Below are 18,593 nucleotides of genomic sequence, written 5' to 3' on the forward strand. Positions count from 1 at the left end.
AAAACAACCACCCAAACCAGGGCAACCACTCCATGAGCAGCGAGAAAAAACATTAACAAACAATTAACCAGAAAGTCAAACCAATGACTCCCAGCGGCTAACCGCACGAAAACATTTCCCCCACATCACCACAACAAGCGATCACATCGCCCTGTCGCGCTGACCTCCGAATACATTACACACACCTCACCCAAAGACACAAAACCCCAGGTAGATAGATGCGAACTAGCGTTTTGCCTGTGCAGTAGAGCGATTCCCCAAAGACCATAAGCCCCCCTCCCCTTAACGAAAGTCGGTAGCTTTCGCTCATCACTACCACCTTGGCTCCGGTTTCTACGCTCCCCTAAAACAACCAAGACTCCGGACTGACCAGGAGTCAATGATTCTGAAATCATCATTCTCCTAGCTTGCCCGGAGCCTTAGCCCAGCTACCTAAAAAGAATCAAGCTGCATAAACACCAATTGATCTAGAGGCCAACAACGCACCTGTACGGAGACCAACCAGCGCCTACACGAACTTCACACCAGCGAAGTTCTTCTTACCGCGACGCAGCACAATCCACTTGCCATGCAGCAGGTCCTCGGCAGCCGGCTCCCATGCTTCGTCCTCGATGCGCTGGTTATTGGCGTACGCGCCACCTTCCTTAATGGTGCGGCGTGCTTCGCCCTTCGACTTAGCAAGCCCCGCAGCAACGAGAAGGTCAACAGCAGTACGCGGCTCGCCTTCGGCAATCTCCGCAACCTCGGTCTCAGAGACCGCACCCGCCAGAGTGGTCTCGTCCAGTTCGGTCAGCTCAGCGCGACCAAACAGTGCCTGCGCTGCCAGCTCAACAGCCTTGGTGGCCTCTTCGCCGTGGACCAGGTTCGTCATCTCCTGAGCAAGGCGGCGCTGCGCTTCACGCTTGAACGGACGCTCCGCAACAGCGACCTCGTACTCCGCAATCTCCTCCTGAGTCAGGAAGGTGAACCAACGCAGGTAGTCGATAACAACCGAGTCACCGGCATTGAGGAAGTACTGGTACCAGGAGTACGGCGAAGTCTTTTCAGCATCCAGCCACAGCTTGCCACCACCGGTGGACTTACCGAACTTCTGCCCCTGCGCATCGGTCACCAGCGGCACGGTCAGGCCGTGCACCTTGGCGCCGTCGATACGCCTGTTCAAGTCGACACCAGAGACGATGTTGCCCCACTGATCGCCACCGCCAATCTGCAGCACGCAATCGTAGTTACGGCGCAGCTGCACGTAGTCGTTGGACTGCAGCAGCATGTAGGAAAACTCGGTGTAGGAGATGCCGTCGGACTCGAGGCGGCGCTTCACAGTGTCGCGGTCGAGCATGGTGTTGAGGGAGAAGTTCTTGCCGACATCACGAAGGAAGTCAATGACGGACATGTTCATAGTCCAGTCCGCATTATTGACCATCGTCGCCGGGGCCTCGCCCTCAAAGTCAATAAAACGACGCAGCTGGCCCTTGATGGCCTCCAGGTTATGCTCAATGGCGTCCTGGCTGAGCATCGAACGTTCACCGACATCACGCGGATCGCCGATGAAGCCCGTAGCGCCACCTGCCAGCGCAATTGGGTGGTGACCGGCCAGCTGGAAACGACGCAACATAATCATCGGAACCAGGTGGCCCGCGTGCAGCGAATCGCCCGTTGGATCAAAACCGCAATACAGAGTAATGGGGTTTTCGCACGCCTCGCGCAGCGCGTCAACATCGGTGGACTGATTAATCAGGCCACGCCACTGTAGTTCGTCGATAATGTTCTGTTCAGTCACGTCCTCCATCGTAACGTTTCGCTTGCCGACGTTCACCGCGAGGGTGACCTAGAACTCCTCAACCGCCTTCTTGTGGCGCCGATAGGCTGAGACTGAATCGTCCGGAAGCCACAGCCGCCACGGCCTATTCGCAGCTCGGCGAACGCCCACGCGCGGGCCTGCGTGGATGTCGCTAACTAAATCGGCGGTCTCCTGCTGCGCCACAAACACGCGTGACGACGGATCCAGCGCATCTGCCCCATAGTCGCTTAGGTCAAGGCCAAGCGCCTGACCAACATTGCCCGGACCACGTCCGAGACCCGCAACCGCGGGCTTTTCACCACGGCGACGACGCACCGCATCCATGCCCTGCTCAATGCGAACGGAACGGACTAATACTCCCCCGCCCGTGCCGTCCGTAGCGCTAGTGATGTTGGCACAAAAGTGGATGCCATAGGAGCGGTAGATATACCAATGCCCCGCCGGGCCAAACATGGCGCGATTGCGTTCGGTTGGCCCCATAAAGCAGTGCGCGGCCGGGTCGGGATAGCGCTGGTCAGCTGGACCGCCGTAGGCCTCGACCTCCGTGATGGTGGCGATGACATCCTCAGCGGGGATGACAATTGCGCACCCGAGCAGCATCTGCGCAGCCTCAATGGGCGCTCCCGATAGCGCAGAGCGGTCGAGGGCGCTGTAGCCGTCGGGAAGCGGGAAAGGCAATTACTTGTCCCAGGCGATAGCTTCGTCGGAAAGCATGACCGGAATGCCTTCGTCGATGCGGTAGGCGATCTTCAGGCGAGGATTGACCAGCACCTGCTCGTCTTCGAGGTATTCAAGCGGCCCCTTGTCACGCGGGCAAGCGAGGATATCAAGGAGTTTCGGATCAAGGCTCATAGTCCACTACCTTACCGAACTGAATTGCCAGGGTGTCACGCTGACCTTCCAAAGCAATCAGGTTGTCCTGGCCGATGGCATCCTGAATCTTCTGCACCGCGGAATGCAGCAGCTCGATGGACTCCCGAGCCGGATTCTCGGCCTTGTGACGCAGACGCTCCGGGACTGCGAGGTAGGAGTTGACCGTCTGCGGCAAGTACTCCTGGATAATGCCGCCGATGACTACCTTCTGCTCGGGATAATCTTTGAGGTACTTCCACTCGCTCAGGACAGATTCCAACGTCGCACCCAGGTCATTTGCGGCATTGCCAAGATTGTCGCCAGGCTGGGCATCGAAAAGCCTGCCCAAAGTCCGGTGGAGTTTCCTACGCAGCTCAGCTGGATTGAGCGGGCGACGCTGTGGGACCTCAGGCTTCGGCGCCGAGCTAACGGACTTCTGAGCCTCTTTGCTCTGCCTCGGCAACAAAGCAACCGACACGCCCCACGCGGCAATTGCAACAACCGGCCACAGGAAACCAAGCCCCACAACCAGGTGCAGCACCACTACTGAGATGGCAAGGACGAGCCCGACAATGTTGGCGGGGCTGTTAAGAAAGCCACCGCCAGAGGAAGTGCCGGAGGAAGTGCCGGAGGATTTACTGGTAGCCACGAATCTCCTTGAACACATCAGCAAGCTCGGTCTCACGGGATTCAAAGACCTTACCACCAGTCAGGTTCGCAAGTTCCTGCATTTCTCCCGGATCCGCCTCGCCATAACGGATGACGAATACCGGCGGCAGATTTCCGCCCTTGGACTGGTAAAAATCGCGGAATTCAGAAAAAGTCTTGCCCGATGTTACCTGTCCATCGGTCAGAACCACGATGGATGGAATCGAGTTCTTATCCGAGCTGCCGAGAAGGTCGAAGGCCTGGATCAGGGCGTCGTAAAGCGCCGTCTCGCCCTCTGCGTACAGACCATCGACGGCGGCGGTGAGTTGCGCACGCGATTCCGGACCGTCGATTGTCGTTGTCGTGGGCTCGCCGACGCTCGTGCTAAACGGCAGAATCGTCGCGATCTCCCGGTTTCGCAACCCCACACTTCCCGTCTCGGTGCGCGCGCTGCCGTCGACGATGGCGCGCATCGTCGCCTGCAAGTCCGCGATGCGGTCACCGAACATTGAGCCGGAGGTGTCGAGAACAAAGACCGACTCGCCGGGCACGCGCAGGTCATTGTCGTACGCCTCAATGAGACGATCCGTGACAGCGCGATCGCCCGGGAACGGCAGCTCGATAATGACGCTGTTGGTCATGCTTTCCGGCAGGTTGGCTTCATCGGAGACCGGGCGCAGGAAGTGGTCGGCGAGAACCTGTGAGTTTGCCTCCAGCCACTGTCCGAGTGCTTCCGTCTGCCGCGCGGCGAAGTCGTTAGCAGGCTGAGCTAGTGGCGTCAGCGGGTAATCCGCACTGATGACACCGTCGCTCGGCACAACAACTTCCAGGTCAGCGCCCTCTTTATTCATCTGCTGCAGCACAGCTTCATAGTTGATGAGAGCGTCGACGGAGTCCGGCTCGCCCAGGAATTTATCGCGCAGCCACCCCGACGAACCCGAAGTCATCTTCTGCCCCTCGAAGAACTTCTGCAGTTCAGGCGTGGTGCGGTTGATATCCCCCGTAGTCAGCGCCGATCCGGTGTCGGCGAACGCGGTCGCAACCGACACCACACCGGAAAAGCCCGAGTTCGATTCCGTGGGGTTGGTCATGCCGTAGGTCAATTTTCCTGACGACGCAGCCTCCGCGATCTCACCCCACGTCGGCTGCTTGGTATCCCAACCGAGTTCCCGAGCCTTGGGCGAATGGATGCCAAATGCGACCGGTGAAGTGGCGACTTTCTTGGCTTCACCGAGCTTGTCAGCCCCGCCGAGTAAATCAACGTACCGGTTGGTAGCAAACCAGGTGGCATCAAATTGGTTGTCGAAGTCACCGTCGACAAGTGCGTGGCTGTTCTTCACAGTGCCGTCGAGAAGCTCGAGGTTAATAGTAAAACCGAGGTCGTCGGAAGCCTTTTGCATCAACGGCTGTAGCTCTGCAAGCTCCGTGGCCCCGGCGATGCGCATAGTCGAGCCCTTGAGGTCCGAATCGACATTGACCTTGTTCGTCTTCTCATCGTCGGAGCCCAACGACAGGTTCAGGCCACCGTCGGAGCAGGCCGCGACAGTGAAGATGCCGAGCACACCGACGAGGGCAAGAAGCATTTTGCGGAGGGTAGTTGGTGCCTTGTACATAAACATTCTGCTTTACCCCTCTTCCGTTTCCGGCCTCGGCGGGCCCTGGTATCCGCGGGAGACACCCTCAATGAGCTGCTCGAGGATATCGAAACTCGGTGGGTCAATGGAGTCCACAAAATCGGTGGAGACCTCCTGCCCCGTCTTCAATTGTGTCTGGAACTCCTCCATCGCCTCAGGCTGGCTGGATCGGTAGCCGTGCTTAGCTGCCAGCTTCTGAAGCTCAGGGTCTTCTGCGAGAAGCCTTGCGACCGCAGCACCGTTGTCGTTAAAGCCCAATGCCACGTGAGTGCTCAGAATCGTCGGCGATGGATATGCCAGGCGCATTTCCGGCTTCAATCGACTGTTCTGGGCACCACCCTCCCCCAGGAATTGCGACTCGTAGACCATCACCATTGGCTTCGAACCGACGCCCTGCGAGAGGTAGTCCGAGAATGGCCCAGCCGATGAAGACTCCGTGTACCCCTGGCCTGTGAACAGCGGGGTCAGCTCCGGCAAGACCGCATTGACCTGCCCATTGTCGGACACAATCCGGCCTTCATTGGTAATCCAAGACATGAGCGATAAGTACATCGCGGCCGAGTTTGACGAACGGATGTCAGTCGTGGACATCTGCACCGTGCGTGGCGACGGGTAGTCATTCTCCGCGAAGTCACGCCAGCGGACATTGTCGTGCTGCATCGTGGCCAGTGCTGCCATATCTACCTGCCACGTCGTGCCCTGTTTCCGGGCTACATTTTCCCGTTCCAGCGCCTGCAAGATGTTGTCGAAAGTAGCGATTGCCATCGGGGTGTAGAAGACGTCGTACCGCTCAGCACCGCTCATCTTCTCAGCAATCTTCTCCGCTGCAGGGGCCGATGATGGAAACGCCATGTCGAAGGAATCCAGATTCACATCCGTGGCCATCCGACGCGAACCCGCCGTCTTTACTTCCACCGCATAGCCGTGGGAGGCAAGAGCCTTTTGGACCTCTTTGTCTTCGAAGAAGGGCTTCTTCTCAGAGCCAACAATCGCCTTGACGACGGTCTTTTCACCACCGAAGAATTCACGGCTTCCTCCGGAGCTGCCACCAGAAAAACCTGGAACACTACCGCCACGACCGACATAGACTGCAACAGCCGCGATGACAATCAAAATGACTGCAAGAATTGCCCCCGGGCCCATACACCCTTTCTTGCTACCACTCTGATTTTTATTTTTATCTCGTGAGCTGCGATTTCCACCGCTCGACCGCTTACTTTCCGCCATGAAATTATAGTAAGAGACCTGGTCAAACCTGGCAACAGATATAGAAATAATCAGTAATCTGCGTCACTTCGGGGGCACGCTGGTATTACGGGTTTACTGGCGACGTCGGGCCGATCCGAGTTAGTGACTGCGGTTATGACAAAAATGGCCTGAAAAATGGCCTGAAAGTGTCATAAACTCGCACAGTTTCACGTAAAAAAATCGGCGTGCGATCGATTGACCGCACACCGATTAATTGGCCGCGCTAGCTGAGCTAGCCGCTTTACCAGCTTTAGCCGCGAACCGGCTTTTCAGCCCACTGCTTTAGCTCAGTGTTCTTCTCGTCAACGCGGGCGAGCTGCTCTGCAACACGGACACCCGCAGTGCCACCACGGGTGTCGCGGGAATCGACAGCGCCGTCGATAGTAAGCACTTCGCGGACCTTCGGAGTCAGTGCCGGGTGGACACCGGCGAGGTCCTCGTCGGAAAGCTCGTCCAGACCGATACCGCCCTTGGACTCTGCGATGCGGACGCACTGGCCGGATGCCTCGTGAGCATCACGGAAAGGTACGCCTTCGCGGACCAGCCATTCAGCCAGGTCAGTGGCCAGGGTGTAGCCTGCCGGAGCGAGCTCGCGCAGACGATCCTCGTGGAAGGTCAGCGTTGCCACCAGACCGGTCAATGCCGGCAGCAGCAGGGTCAGCTGCTCGACCGAGTCCACCAGAGGCTCCTTGTCCTCCTGGAGGTCACGGTTGTAAGCCAGCGGCTGAGCCTTCAGCGTGGCCATGAGCCCTGCGAGATTACCAATCAGACGACCGGTCTTACCGCGAGTCAGCTCTGCCACGTCCGGGTTCTTCTTCTGCGGCATGATGGACGAACCAGTCGACCAGGCATCAGCCAGAGTCACGTAGCCGTACTCAGGGGTGGCCCAGTAGATGATTTCCTCTGCCAGACGAGACATGTCCACGGCAATCTGGGCGAAGACGAAAGCCGCCTCAGAGGCGAAGTCACGCGAAGAGGTGCCGTCAATGGAGTTGTCCGTGGCAGAGTCGAAGCCGAGCTCCTCGGCGATGGCCTCCGGATCCAAGTGCAGCGAGGATCCTGCCAGCGCGCCAGAGCCGTACGGGGATACAGCCAAACGACGGTCGAGATCGCGGATACGGTCGAGATCACGCAGCAGCGGATGCGCATGTGCCAGCAACTGGTGCGCCAGCAGCACCGGCTGAGCCGCCTGAGAGTGAGTCTTGCCCGGCATGATGGCATTCGGGTGTGCCTTGGACTGAGCGACCAGGGCGCCGACCAGGTCCGTGACATCCAGTGCAACGCCGCGCACGGCATCGCGCAGCCACATGCGGAACAAGGTTGCCACCTGGTCATTGCGGGAACGACCAGCGCGCAGGCGACCACCGACCTCCGGGCCGACGCAATCAATCAGACCGCGCTCCATAGCACCGTGGACGTCCTCATCCGTCGGCTCTGGACCAAACTCGCCGGAGGCAACGTCGCGACCGAGCTGATTAAGGCCTTCAATCATGGTGTCAAAGTCGGCATCGCTGAGCAGCCCACGGGCATGCAGAACTCGGGCGTGCGCCTTGGACGCAAGAACGTCGTAAGGCGCGAGCACCCAGTCAAAATGGGTGGACTTGCTCAATGCGGCCATCGCCTCGGACGGGCCACCGGCAAAGCGGCCGCCCCACAGGGAGCCTTCGTTGGTACCGTGCTTTTCGACCATCGTCTTTTCCAATAGGCCTTTCGCTCTAGTCGCTCTGGAGAATCTTTACAGGTTGAAGTCGCGCTTTGCGGCCATCTTCGACGACAGGCCGTGCAGCTCGACAAAACCGCGAGCCAGGGTCTGGTCGAAGGAGTCGCCCTCGTCGTAGGTAGCCAGGTTGAAGTCGTACAGCGAAGTGTTCGAGCGGCGACCGTTGACGTTGCAGTGACCTGCGTGCATGACCATGCGGATGTCACCGGAAACGCCCTTCTGGGACTCCTCAATGAAGGCATCCAGCGCGCGCTTCAGTGGCGAGAACCACAGGCCGTCGTAGACCAGGTTTGCCCACTCGCCCTCGACCTGGCGCTTGTAACGGGCCAGCTCACGCTCAACGGTGACATCCTCGAGTGCTGCGTGTGCAGCCATGATGGCAATTGCGCCTGGAGCCTCGTAGATCTCGCGGGACTTAATGCCGACCAGGCGGTCTTCAACCATGTCCAGACGGCCAATGCCCTGAGCACCAGCGCGGCGGTTCATCTCTTCGATGGCCTCGAGCACGGAAACCTTCTTGCCGTCGATGGCAGTCGGCTTACCGTCCTCGAAGGAGATGATGACCTCGTCCGGGGAGCTGAAGTTCAGGGTCGGGTCCTCGGTGTACGCGTAGACATCCTTGGTCGGTGCGTTCCACAGGTCCTCCAAGTAGCCGGTCTCAATGGCGCGACCGAAGAGGTTCTGGTCAATGGAGAACGGGGACGACTTGGACTGCTCAATTGGCAGACCCTTTTCCTCAGCGAAGGCAATTGCCTTGTCGCGGGTCCAAGCGAAGTCACGAGCCGGTGCAATAATCTTCAGATCCGGTGCGGTGTTGGCGAAACCAACCTCGAAACGGACCTGGTCATTGCCCTTACCGGTGCAGCCGTGTGCGACGTGAGTGCCACCGAACTCCTCTGCAGCCTTCGCCATGTGCTTAACAATCAGCGGGCGCGACAGTGCAGAAACCAGCGGATACTGCTTCATGTAGAGACCATTTGCCTTAATGGTCGGCAGGCAGTACTCCTCGGCGAATTCATCCTTAGCGTCGACAACGACAGCTTCGACAGCGCCGGCGTCCAGAGCGCGCTGACGCACGGACTCCATGTCCTCGCCGCCCTGTCCGACATCGATAGAAACTGCGACGACCTCGCCGTCGGTCATTTCCTTGAGGTACGGAATAGCAACGGTGGTATCGAGGCCACCAGAGTAAGCAAGAATAACCCGGTTGGTCATAGGGTAAGCGCTCCTTTAATCGGTGCTTTAAAGCATTTCGTGGAATAGTTTACTGGTTCGTTCCGGCGGCTAGACGCTGGGCTAGGTCTGCGCCGGAAAGTGGTTCTCTAGCCAGGCACATTACGGTGTCATCTCCCGCAATTGTGCCAACGATTTCTTTGAGTCCCGCACGGTCAATCACACTGGCTAGATACTGTGCGGCTCCCGGTGGTGTACGCACAACCGCGATGGTGCCCGAATGATCAATGGAGACCAGCAGCTCGTCTAAAACGCGCCGCATCCTGGCCACTGCCCCGCTGGAGACAGCGAGTGCATCTTCGACGATGGAATAACGCGAACCGTTGGCTCCATCGCGAATCTTTCGGGCGCCCAGCTCATCGAGGTCTCTGGACAACGTCGCCTGCGCAATCTCGATGCCTTCGTCGGCAAGCAGCTCGACGAGCTGAACCTGACTGGACACGTGATGCTGCGCCAGCAGGTCAGCGATGCGCGTCTGCCGAGCTGTGCGAGAACCTGGTTGTGCTGCGGTCATGACCTTACTGCCTCTCCACCAGCCAGGTCAGCAACGCCTTCTGAGCGTGCATGCGGTTTTCCGCCTCGTCGAAGACTACCGACTGCGGGCCATCGATGACCTCGGCAGTAACTTCGTTGCCGCGATATGCCGGCAGGCAGTGCAGGAAGATGGCATCCTCATTTGCCTTCGCCATCAGCTCAGCGTTGACCTGGTACGGCAGGAACGGAGTACGACGATCCAGGCCGTCGTTCTCCTGGCCCATGCTGACCCAGGTATCGGTGATGACAACGTCGGCACCAGCAATGGCCTCATCGACGTCCGCGGTCACGGACACGGCCGCACCGGTCTGTTCCGCAACCTTCTTGGCGCGGTCTACGTAGTCCTGTTCCGGCTGGAAGTCCTCCGGTGCGCAGATGGTAACGTCCAGGCCTGCGGTGGCGAAGCCCACGAGGTAGGAGTTGGCCATGTTGTTGGCTCCATCGCCGAAGTAGACAGCCTTCTTGTCACGCAGTCCCGCCTGGCCTTCTTCCGGGCACTTGCGCTCGATGATGGTCTGCAGGTCAGCGAGAATCTGGCACGGGTGGAACTCGTCGGAAAGCGCGTTGACAATCGGCACCGTCGCGGTCTCAGACATGGCCTCCAGCCCTGACTGCGCGTAGGTGCGCCAGACGATTGCCGAGACAAAGCGGCTGAGCACAGCAGCAGTGTCCTGGTAGGTTTCGCCCTTGCCCATCTGCGAGTTTCCGGTTTCGACCACAATCGCGTTGCCGCCCAGAGCCGCAATGCCAGCGTCGAAGGAGAAACGGGTACGAGTCGACGTCTTGTCGAACAGCACCGCAACCGACTGCGGCCCCTCAAAGGGCCGGCGAGAGTACGGTGCTGCCTTCAGCTCTGCAGCCAACTGCAGCACCTCAGCCTGCTCCTGTGGAGTCAGGTCATCATCGGCGAGAAAATGACGGAGCATCAGTTCCTAATTCCTTCCATTGTTGGCGACAGCCTCGGCGGCGTCGTTCAGGCAGGCATCAATCAACTCGACGGCGCGGTTGACTTCCTCATCACTGAGGTTCAGCGGCGGCACGATACGCAGTACATTCGCCTGCGGCGCGTTCAGAATGACACCACGCTCATAACCGGCGTTAACCGCTTCCTTCGCCAGGTTCTCGCACAGCACCAGCCCAAGCATGAAGCCGCGACCACGCACGTGATCAACATGGCTTAACGACGCGAGCTTGCGAGCCAGGACCTTGCCCTTCTCGGTGACTCGATTGAGCAGCTTTTCTTCTTCAAGTGTCTCGATGACGGCCAGGCCGGCAGCAGCACAGACCGGGTTGCCGCCAAAGGTGGTGCCGTGTGCACCAGGAGTGAACAGTTCCGCTGCGCGGCCGTTGGCGATGACAGCACCCAGCGGCAGGCCGCCGCCGAGCCCCTTGGCCAGGGTCATAACATCCGGCACGATGCCATCGTGCTGGTGGGCAAACCACTGGCCGGTACGGCCAATGCCGGTCTGTACTTCGTCGACGATCATGAGAACGTCGAAGCGCTTGGTCAGTTCGCGGACGGCAGCGAGGTACCCCTCTGGCGGTGCGACCACGCCGGTCTCACCCTGAATTGGTTCCAGAATCACCGCAGCGACACCCAACGGATCGGATTCAATGGTCTTGGTGAGGAAGTCAATGTCACCGTAGGGCACGAACTCGACTCCGCCCGGCATCGGTTCAAACGGGGTGCGCTTGTCCGGCTGACCGGTCATGGCAAGTGCGCCCATGGTGCGGCCGTGGAACCCGTGGTGGGTCGCGATTATGCGATTGCGCCCCGTCAAACGTGCCAGCTTGAACGCGGCCTCATTGGCCTCGGTTCCGGAGTTGCAGAACATAACTCGGGTGTCATCAGTGTCCCAGCCGGTTAGCTCAATGAGCTTCTCGCCCAGTGCCAGCGGAGGCTCAGAGGCGAAGATGTTGGACACGTGCCCCATCGTGGAAATCTGCTTGGACACAGCTTCCACGATGGCCGGATGTGCGTGACCCAGCGCGTTGACTGCAATACCGGCGAGCAGGTCCAGGTATTCCTTGCCCTCGGAATCCGTGACAATAGCGCCCTTACCCTGCACAAGCTCAATGCGCGGCGTGCCGTAATTGTTCATCATCGTGTGTTGCCACTGCTGCTTGAAGTCGCTCATGTCGTATTTCGACCTACCTAACGTGTGTAGCTAAATTCTTGTCAGTCTTTTCTGCCTTATCCGGGCTCTACCATTGTGCCGATACCGCCGGAAGTCATCAGCTCCAGCAGCACCGAGTGTGGCTGGCGGCCGTCGATAACGTGGGCCGCAGGCACTCCCTGATCCACTGCGTTCAGGCAGGACTCCATCTTCGGAATCATTCCGGAATCCAGCGTCGGGAGGATTTCTCGCAGGTGCGAAGTTGAAATCTTCGACACCAGCGAATCGCGGTTCGGCCAATCCGTGTAGAGACCCTCGACATTAGTCAGAATCACCAAACGGTTCGCGTTAATTGCCGATGCCAGTGCACCTGCTGCCGTGTCGGCGTTGATGTTGTAGACCTCTTTGCCGTCAGCGGACGGCGCAATCGTGGAGACCACCGGAATACGTCCGGCATCAATCAGGTCCAATAGCGTTTCCGAGTGCACCTCGGTGATATTGCCAACCAACCCGATATCTGTTTCCTTGCCACCGACGTTTACCGTGCGTCGAGTACCGGTGAACAGACCACCGTCCTCACCAGAGGTACCCACTGCATAGGGGCCGTAAGCGTTGATGAGGTTCACCAGTTCGCGGCCGACCTGCCCGAAGAGCACCATGCGGACAATTTCCATGACCTCCGGAGTCGTGACACGGAAACCGCCTCGGAACTCTCCCTCCAGCCCCAGGCGCTTGAGCATCGACGAAATCTGGGGGCCGCCACCGTGGACAACCACCGGCTTCACACCCACGGTGCGCAGGAAAACCATGTCCTGCGCGAAGGCTTTCTTCAGTTTCAGGTCGGTCATCGCGTTACCGCCATACTTGACCACCACAATCTTGTCACGGTGGTGCTGCAGCCAAGGCAGTGCTTCCGCCAGCACATGTGCCCGCTGTTCGAAGGACAGCCCTTCGGTCAACTGGTGAACCATTGCAGAGTCTCCTCAAAACCTTTACGACGAATATGCCGAGTTGATGTGAACGTAGTCGTGGGAAAGGTCCGTCGTACGAATCGTGGCTTCTTCCGGATTACCAGTACCGAGGTCAACCTCAACGGCAATGTCCTTGCCGGACAGATCCACTTCACGAGCATCAGGCGTGCCACCGGTATCGCGACAGACCACGTGACCATTGAAGGAAACCGTGATGTGCTCCGGATCCATATCCACCGGCGCGGTACCGACAGCCGCCAGCACACGACCCCAGTTCGGGTCCGAACCGAACATCGCACACTTGAAGAGGTTGTCGCGGCCGATAATTCGAGCAGCTACCAGGGCATCTTCCGCGCCACCGGTGCCACGCACGGTCACGGACACACGCTTGGTCACGCCTTCGGCGTCCGACTGCATCTGGCGTGCGATGGAATCACACACGCTGAGCACTGCCTGGTCGAGCTCCTCCTGCGAGGGCTTCACACCAGAGGCACCGTTAGCCAAGATGATGACGGTGTCATTGGTGGAGGTGGAGCCATCAATATCTAGGCGGTTAAACGTAACCTCGCTAGCCTTGGCAATAGCCTCGTGCGCCATTTCTGCGCTTACCGACGCATCCGTCGTAATCACACCGAGCATTGTGGCCATCGACGGGCTAATCATGCCAACACCCTTGCCCATAGCGCCGACAGTGAATCCGTCACCATGCGCAACGGCCTGCTTTGCCACCAAGTCAGTGGTCAAGATGGCTTCTGCTGCAGCCGTACCTGCGGCGGCATCGCTGCCCAGATTCTCACAAAGCTTCGGCACACCTGCCAGCACAATGTCCATCGGCAACCGGTCACCAATCAAGCCGGTGGAACAGGTACCAATCTCGGTAACATCGACGCCGAGCTCATCTGCGACCTTCTGGCAGACTTCGAGGGCGTCGGCAATACCCGGCTGACCATTGCAGGCATTGGCGTTGCCGGAGTTCAGCACCACAGCTGACAGCTTGCCGTCAGCGATGTGCTTCTTGGAAACCGTCACCGGCGCAGCCTGGACACGGTTGGTGGTAAAGACAGCCGCGGCGGTCTTCTCCGGCCCCTGGTTTACGATGAGCGCCATGTCCGGGTTTCCGCTGACCTTGATGCCTGCAATGACACCACTGGCCGCGAACCCCTGAGGTGCACATACGCCGCCTTCGTCACCAGCGACGTTGACGAGACCTTCTTTTTCTTCCTTCATCATGGGGCAACTCCTACCAATGGAAGTCCTGCAGTTTCATTCTGTCCAGTAACCAAATTCATGCACTGAACTGCGGCACCACCGGTGCCCTTTGTCAGATTGTCAATCGCCGAGGTCAATACCAGGCGCTTGGCGCGTTCATCTACCTCAACCTGAATCTGAACCAAGTTAGAGCCAATTACCGACTGCGTCTGCGGCTGCAGCCCTTCGGCCAACACCTGTACAAACGGCTCACCCTTGTAGAACTCGAGGTAGGCCTCCCGTGCGGCTGCCTCCGTCACCCCGTCGACAAGCGGGGCGGTGATAGTGGTGAGAATGCCGCGCGACGTTGGGGCGAGTACGGGCGTGAAGCTGACGGTGAGATCCTCTGCGTACGGCTTGAGGTTTTGCAGGAACTCCGCGGTGTGGCGGTGCTTGCCTGCGGTGTTGTAGGCGCGGAGATTGCCCATAACCTCGGACCCGAGCAGGGGCACAGCTGCCTTCTTGCCCGCACCGGAGGTACCGGTGACGGAAACAACGGACAGATCCGGCTTGACCAGGCCCTTTGCAACTGCCGGCAGTGCCGTAATAGTACCGCCAGTGGGGAAACACCCCGGCACAGCAATGCGCTTGGAAGCAGCCACTACTTCCCTGTTGCCCGGCAGCTCTGGAATACCGTAAGTCCAGGTACCGGCGTGCTCCGAGCCGTAGTAGTGCTCCCACTCAGCGGCATCCTGCAGGCGGAAATCCGCGCCGCAGTCAATAATCACCGTGTCATCCCCTAACTGCTCTGCAATCGCAGCCGAATGACCGTGGGGCAGACCGAGGAACACCACGTCATGCCCAGCGAGTGTGTCACCATTAGTCGGCTCAATACGGCGGTCAGCCAAAGGCGCCACATGAGGCATAATGTCGCCCACACGAGCACCCGCGTTGGATGCTCCTGTTAGTGCGCCGATGGTCAGTTCGCCGGAAAGATACGCCGGGTGCGACAACAGGAGGCGGAGGATCTCTCCTCCTGCGTAACCGGTCGCACCGGCAATGGCAACGGAAATACTCATGCCAAACATTCAACACTTTTATTCACTGTGTTGCAAGATATTCATAGAATTCGTTGCCAAAGTGCTGGAATTTTACCGATGAGACTTGAGTGAATTATGAATATAACGCCGTCGTCGGCACATACTCTTCCTTCACCGAGCACGCCGGTCATTCAATCAGTACGCCGGATCACTCAACGCCGGACTATTCAACTACGACGCTTGGCTCCTGGCTCATCACGCCATCCGCCCACTGCGCCACCGATGACGTCGTGGTGTAAAGATAGTAACCCGACTCCTCCGGTGCGACGCTGCCATCAAAAGCCACCGCGCCCGAGAACACCGCCGCTAGCTGGCCGTCGATAAAGAGCGGTCCGCCCGAATCGCCCACCTGCAACGCCGCGGGGCGCTCCATACGCGCCAACACGGAGTCTTCCCGCACGCACTGTTGATACTTCACCGGACACATCGACGCGGTGACGGTCGCCGACGGCAGCGAGCCATCCGCAACATCGCCGAGCAGCGAGCGTCCATAGACCGTGCCTGCCGTTTCTTGCTCCGAAAACGCTTGACGACGTTCCATTGCGGGATACTCCGGAAGAGCTGCATCATCCGCAAGGTGAACAAGCGCTACGTCACCGGTGAGCGCAATCTCCCAGCTATCAATCGGTACACGCCGGGCATCCGGGCCGAAACCGACCTCGACTTCCCCAACCTGCTGCGGGACATCACGCACGCAGTGAGCCGCGGTCATTACCCACTGCGGGGCGATTGCAGTTCCCGTGCAAAAGTTTCCGGTATGGGGACTGGTCCGGACCATGACCGACACCACGGAGTCCGCCGCCACACTAGGCGCAGCAGCCTCCCCGCCAACCAGCGCAACCGCACTCGGCGCGCCGGTGAGCCATAGACCTGCTGTGACAGCAGCTGCAGCCACGGTCGCCGCAGGCTTCGGGCTGCTCACAGCGCGCGCTCCAACGCGCTGCTCTCGTGCCTCTGCGCTATTCAGCCTGTTGTCGCGGTGCCGCAAGATGCCAATCATGGGTATCTCTCCCTGGGGTCTCCCCTTTTAGCCGCGCAGCTGAGCGCCGTGACGGGTGGTGGCCAGATCAATGGCCGCCTCACGAGCTGCGGAAGCTTCCTCTTCCTTCAGCGTACGGTCCGGTGCGCGGAAACGCAGGGAGTACGCCAGTGAGCGAACGCCTTCACCCATCTGCTCGGAACGGTAAACGTCGAAGATACGGATGGATTCGAGGAGCTCACCGGCACCCTCCACCAGAGTCTTCTCCACCTCTGCGGCTGAGACCTCATCGCTGACAACAAGCGCGACATCCTGGTGGACAGCCGGGAACGGGCTGAGTACCGGCGCCGGCAGGTGCTCCGTCACTGGCAGTGCATCGAGATTGATCTCCATAGCGCAGGTCCGCTCCGGCAGACCAGCATCCTTGCACACCTTCGGGTGCAGCTCACCGGCGTGGCCGACGACGTGACCGTCGACAAGCAGCTCAGCGCAGCGGCCCGGGTGCCACGGCAGCACCTCAGCGTTACGGATCTCCAGCTCGACGTTGGCGGCGCGGGCAACAATGCGCGCGGCTTCGATGGCATCGGCGACGGTGTACGCGGCCTCATCACCCCACGGGCTATCCAGGCGGATACGCCCACAGGCGACAGTGGCGACGTGCAGTGGCTGCTCCGGCAGCGAGTCCAAAAGCTCAGCGCGCTCGGCCTCGCTCGGCAAGCCGGCAGTCGACGGCATCGGCGAGACACCGTTACCGCGCTCGATGGATACCTGCTCCACACCGTAGAGCGACAGGTCGACCTGGCCGCGAGCAACATTGCGCTTCAGCGACTCCAGCATGGACGGCAGCAGAGTCGTGCCCAGCTGAGCGTGGTCGGACTCCAACGGGTTGATGACCTTGACGGTGTTACGACGCGGGTCATCAGCGTCCAGGCCCCAGACGTCGAACACATCGTTGGCAATGAACGGTGTCGGCAGAATCTCCAGGTAGCCATTGTGGGCCAGCGCGTGACCGACGAAGCGACGGCGCAGCTGGCGCTCGGTCAGACCGCGGCCGGCCGGAGCGATTGGAAGGATAACCGGAATGTCTTCCAGACCCTCCAGTCGCAGGATTTCCTCAACCAGGTCAGCGGACATGGTCAGGTCCGAGCGCCAGGTTGGCGGAGTGACAGCCAGGCGGTCACCGTTGTCAACGACCTCGCAACCGACCTCGCGCAGGCGACCAATGACGGTTTCACGCGGGTAATCAACGCCCGCAATTTCGCTGGCGCGGTTGACGGCAAAGTCAATAGTCGGCATGGTGGCAACCTCGCCGAGCAGGGTGCGACCAGTGTCGATAGTGCCGCCGGCGATGTCAGCGAGCAGCTGGCAGGCCAAGTCCAGAGCCGGCTCGACAAGAGCGGTGTCGACGCCGCGCTCGAAACGTCGTGAAGCCTCGGAGCTCAGCTTGTGGCGGCGACCACTACGGAAGACGTGCAGCGGCGACCAGTTGGCGGCCTCGAGGACCACATCGGTGGTGTCGTCGGCAATCTCGGAGGTAAGTCCGCCCATGATGCCGGCCAGCGACTGAATACCGTTGTCGTCGCAGATGACGACGTCCGCCGGGTCGAGCTTGCGGTCCACGTGGTCGAGAGTCGTCAGAGTCTCGCCGGCCTTAGCGTTACGGATGTGCAGGCCACCAGCGATCTTGGAGCCATCGAAGGCGTGCATCGGCTGACCGAGCAGCAGCATCACGTAGTTGGTGACGTCCGTGGCCACGTTGACCGGACGCTGACCAGCCAGCAGCAGGCGGCGGCGCATCCACCATGGGGTCTCGGCGTTCGGATTGATGCCGGTGACACGGCGCAGACCAAAGCGGCGGGTGTCGGTGTCCTCGTCGATGGTGACATCCAGGATCTCACCTTCGACCGGTAGCTCCTTGACCTTGGCTGGATCGGCGAAGTCGAGGTTGAATGCGGAGCAGATCTCGCGGCCAAGACCGCGGGCCGACAGCGCATAACCGCGGTCCGGAGTGATGTTGACCTCGAACTTCTCCTCATCGAGACCGATGAACTCCTTGGCGCACGAACCCAGCTCAGCCGGAGCCGACGGGAGCGTCAGAATGCCTGCGGAGGAATCGGTCATGCCCAGCTCAGCCTCGGAGCAGAGCATGCCGTTGGAAATCTTGCCGTAGGTCTTACGCGCGGAAATCTCGAAACCACCCGGCAGCACGCAGCCCGGCAGTGCGACGACGACAATCGAGCCCTCTTCGAAGTTGCGGGCACCACAGATAATCTCCTGCAGTTCGCCGGTGCCATTGGCATCGCCGACGTTGACCTGGCAGAAGCGAATTGGCTTCTTGAAGCCCTCGAGCTCCTCAATGTGGTCGACACGACCGAAAACCAGCGGGCCCTCGATCTTCTCCAGCGGCTCGTGTCCCTCGGTTTCAAAACCAACGCGGACAAAGCCCTCATCCAGCTCGTCCGGGGTGACGGACCAGTCCGGGTTGATGGTGTTCTCTGGGCCGCGAACGATTTCAGTGACCCACGACTGTGGAATGAACATGTAAGTAAAACTCCTATCTGTAGGTCAGTG

General features: G+C 59.7%; 16 protein-coding genes. All 16 read right to left on the bottom strand.

What is annotated here, in order from left to right:
* Positions 1-508: 508 nt before the first annotated feature.
* Positions 509-1,786: a tyrosine--tRNA ligase gene (gene tyrS, locus CORAM0001_RS09680; protein WP_040361883.1), complete on the bottom strand. Its 1,278-nt coding sequence runs from the start codon at positions 1,784-1,786 to the stop codon at positions 509-511.
* A 39-nt stretch (positions 1,787-1,825) separates the two neighbouring features.
* Entirely contained in the window at positions 1,826-2,476 is a 651-nt protein-coding gene (locus CORAM0001_RS09685; RefSeq protein WP_005511715.1) for a DNA-3-methyladenine glycosylase, read from the bottom strand.
* Positions 2,477-2,650, bottom strand: coding sequence for a Trm112 family protein (locus tag CORAM0001_RS09690; RefSeq protein WP_005511714.1), 174 nt, complete (start codon positions 2,648-2,650; stop codon positions 2,477-2,479). It lies immediately after the preceding gene.
* Complete coding sequence (locus CORAM0001_RS09695; RefSeq protein WP_005511720.1) at positions 2,640-3,299, bottom strand: hypothetical protein; 660 nt, start codon at positions 3,297-3,299, stop codon at positions 2,640-2,642. Before CORAM0001_RS09695 ends, CORAM0001_RS09690 begins: the two co-directional genes overlap by 11 nt.
* The gene (locus tag CORAM0001_RS09700) at positions 3,286-4,881 is read right to left on the bottom strand and encodes a VWA domain-containing protein (RefSeq protein ID WP_040361885.1); all 1,596 of its coding nucleotides are present in this window, start codon (positions 4,879-4,881) and stop codon (positions 3,286-3,288) included. The genes CORAM0001_RS09695 and CORAM0001_RS09700 overlap by 14 nt, the downstream gene beginning before the upstream one ends.
* Positions 4,882-4,923: 42 nt before the next feature.
* Positions 4,924-6,075 carry a hypothetical protein gene (locus CORAM0001_RS09705; RefSeq protein WP_005511725.1) on the bottom strand — a complete coding sequence of 384 codons (1,152 nt, stop codon included), beginning with the start codon at positions 6,073-6,075 and terminating at the stop codon, positions 4,924-4,926.
* Positions 6,076-6,430: 355 nt separating this feature from the next.
* On the bottom strand, positions 6,431-7,870 hold the full coding sequence (argH, locus tag CORAM0001_RS09710; protein ID WP_005511718.1) for an argininosuccinate lyase: 1,440 nt from the start codon (positions 7,868-7,870) through the stop codon (positions 6,431-6,433).
* 45 nt (positions 7,871-7,915) lie between these two features.
* A complete protein-coding gene (locus CORAM0001_RS09715; RefSeq protein ID WP_005511734.1) occupies positions 7,916-9,115 on the bottom strand; it encodes an argininosuccinate synthase in 1,200 nt (399 codons plus the stop codon).
* Positions 9,116-9,164: 49 nt separating this feature from the next.
* Positions 9,165-9,647, bottom strand: coding sequence for an arginine repressor (locus CORAM0001_RS09720; RefSeq protein ID WP_005511719.1), 483 nt, complete (start codon positions 9,645-9,647; stop codon positions 9,165-9,167).
* A 4-nt stretch (positions 9,648-9,651) separates the two neighbouring features.
* Complete coding sequence (gene argF, locus CORAM0001_RS11440) at positions 9,652-10,593, bottom strand: ornithine carbamoyltransferase (protein ID WP_005511735.1); 942 nt, start codon at positions 10,591-10,593, stop codon at positions 9,652-9,654.
* 6 nt (positions 10,594-10,599) lie between these two features.
* Positions 10,600-11,805, bottom strand: coding sequence for an acetylornithine transaminase (locus CORAM0001_RS11445; RefSeq protein ID WP_005511712.1), 1,206 nt, complete (start codon positions 11,803-11,805; stop codon positions 10,600-10,602).
* A 56-nt stretch (positions 11,806-11,861) separates the two neighbouring features.
* Positions 11,862-12,755, bottom strand: coding sequence for an acetylglutamate kinase (gene argB / locus CORAM0001_RS09735; RefSeq protein ID WP_005511727.1), 894 nt, complete (start codon positions 12,753-12,755; stop codon positions 11,862-11,864).
* A 21-nt stretch (positions 12,756-12,776) separates the two neighbouring features.
* On the bottom strand, positions 12,777-13,985 hold the full coding sequence (gene argJ, locus CORAM0001_RS09740; protein ID WP_005511724.1) for a bifunctional glutamate N-acetyltransferase/amino-acid acetyltransferase ArgJ: 1,209 nt from the start codon (positions 13,983-13,985) through the stop codon (positions 12,777-12,779).
* Entirely contained in the window at positions 13,982-15,022 is a 1,041-nt protein-coding gene (gene argC / locus CORAM0001_RS09745; RefSeq protein ID WP_208854665.1) for an N-acetyl-gamma-glutamyl-phosphate reductase, read from the bottom strand. Before argC ends, argJ begins: the two co-directional genes overlap by 4 nt.
* 184 nt (positions 15,023-15,206) lie before the next feature.
* The gene (locus CORAM0001_RS09750) at positions 15,207-16,043 is read right to left on the bottom strand and encodes a trypsin-like serine protease (protein ID WP_005511740.1); all 837 of its coding nucleotides are present in this window, start codon (positions 16,041-16,043) and stop codon (positions 15,207-15,209) included.
* 27 nt (positions 16,044-16,070) lie between these two features.
* The gene (pheT, locus tag CORAM0001_RS09755) at positions 16,071-18,563 is read right to left on the bottom strand and encodes a phenylalanine--tRNA ligase subunit beta (protein ID WP_005511722.1); all 2,493 of its coding nucleotides are present in this window, start codon (positions 18,561-18,563) and stop codon (positions 16,071-16,073) included.
* Between the last annotated feature and the right edge of the window lie 30 nt (positions 18,564-18,593).

This window comes from Corynebacterium amycolatum SK46, assembly GCF_000173655.1.
In the GTDB taxonomy this organism is placed as follows: Bacteria; Actinomycetota; Actinomycetes; order Mycobacteriales; family Mycobacteriaceae; genus Corynebacterium; species Corynebacterium amycolatum_A.

Coding starts and splice junctions, on each gene's coding strand:
- CORAM0001_RS09690 (WP_005511714.1), bottom strand. CDS start 2,650: ATGAGCCTTGATCCGAAACTCCTTGATATCCTCGCTTGCCCGCGTGAC.
- argJ (WP_005511724.1), bottom strand. CDS start 13,985: ATGATGAAGGAAGAAAAAGAAGGTCTCGTCAACGTCGCTGGTGACGAA.
- CORAM0001_RS09750 (WP_005511740.1), bottom strand. CDS start 16,043: ATGATTGGCATCTTGCGGCACCGCGACAACAGGCTGAATAGCGCAGAG.
- tyrS (WP_040361883.1), bottom strand. CDS start 1,786: ATGGAGGACGTGACTGAACAGAACATTATCGACGAACTACAGTGGCGT.
- argF (WP_005511735.1), bottom strand. CDS start 10,593: ATGCTCCGTCATTTTCTCGCCGATGATGACCTGACTCCACAGGAGCAG.
- CORAM0001_RS09700 (WP_040361885.1), bottom strand. CDS start 4,881: ATGCTTCTTGCCCTCGTCGGTGTGCTCGGCATCTTCACTGTCGCGGCC.
- argH (WP_005511718.1), bottom strand. CDS start 7,870: ATGGTCGAAAAGCACGGTACCAACGAAGGCTCCCTGTGGGGCGGCCGC.
- argB (WP_005511727.1), bottom strand. CDS start 12,755: ATGGTTCACCAGTTGACCGAAGGGCTGTCCTTCGAACAGCGGGCACAT.
- pheT (WP_005511722.1), bottom strand. CDS start 18,563: ATGTTCATTCCACAGTCGTGGGTCACTGAAATCGTTCGCGGCCCAGAG.
- CORAM0001_RS09705 (WP_005511725.1), bottom strand. CDS start 6,075: ATGGGCCCGGGGGCAATTCTTGCAGTCATTTTGATTGTCATCGCGGCT.
- CORAM0001_RS09720 (WP_005511719.1), bottom strand. CDS start 9,647: ATGACCGCAGCACAACCAGGTTCTCGCACAGCTCGGCAGACGCGCATC.
- CORAM0001_RS09715 (WP_005511734.1), bottom strand. CDS start 9,115: ATGACCAACCGGGTTATTCTTGCTTACTCTGGTGGCCTCGATACCACC.
- CORAM0001_RS11445 (WP_005511712.1), bottom strand. CDS start 11,805: ATGAGCGACTTCAAGCAGCAGTGGCAACACACGATGATGAACAATTAC.
- argC (WP_208854665.1), bottom strand. CDS start 15,022: ATGAGTATTTCCGTTGCCATTGCCGGTGCGACCGGTTACGCAGGAGGA.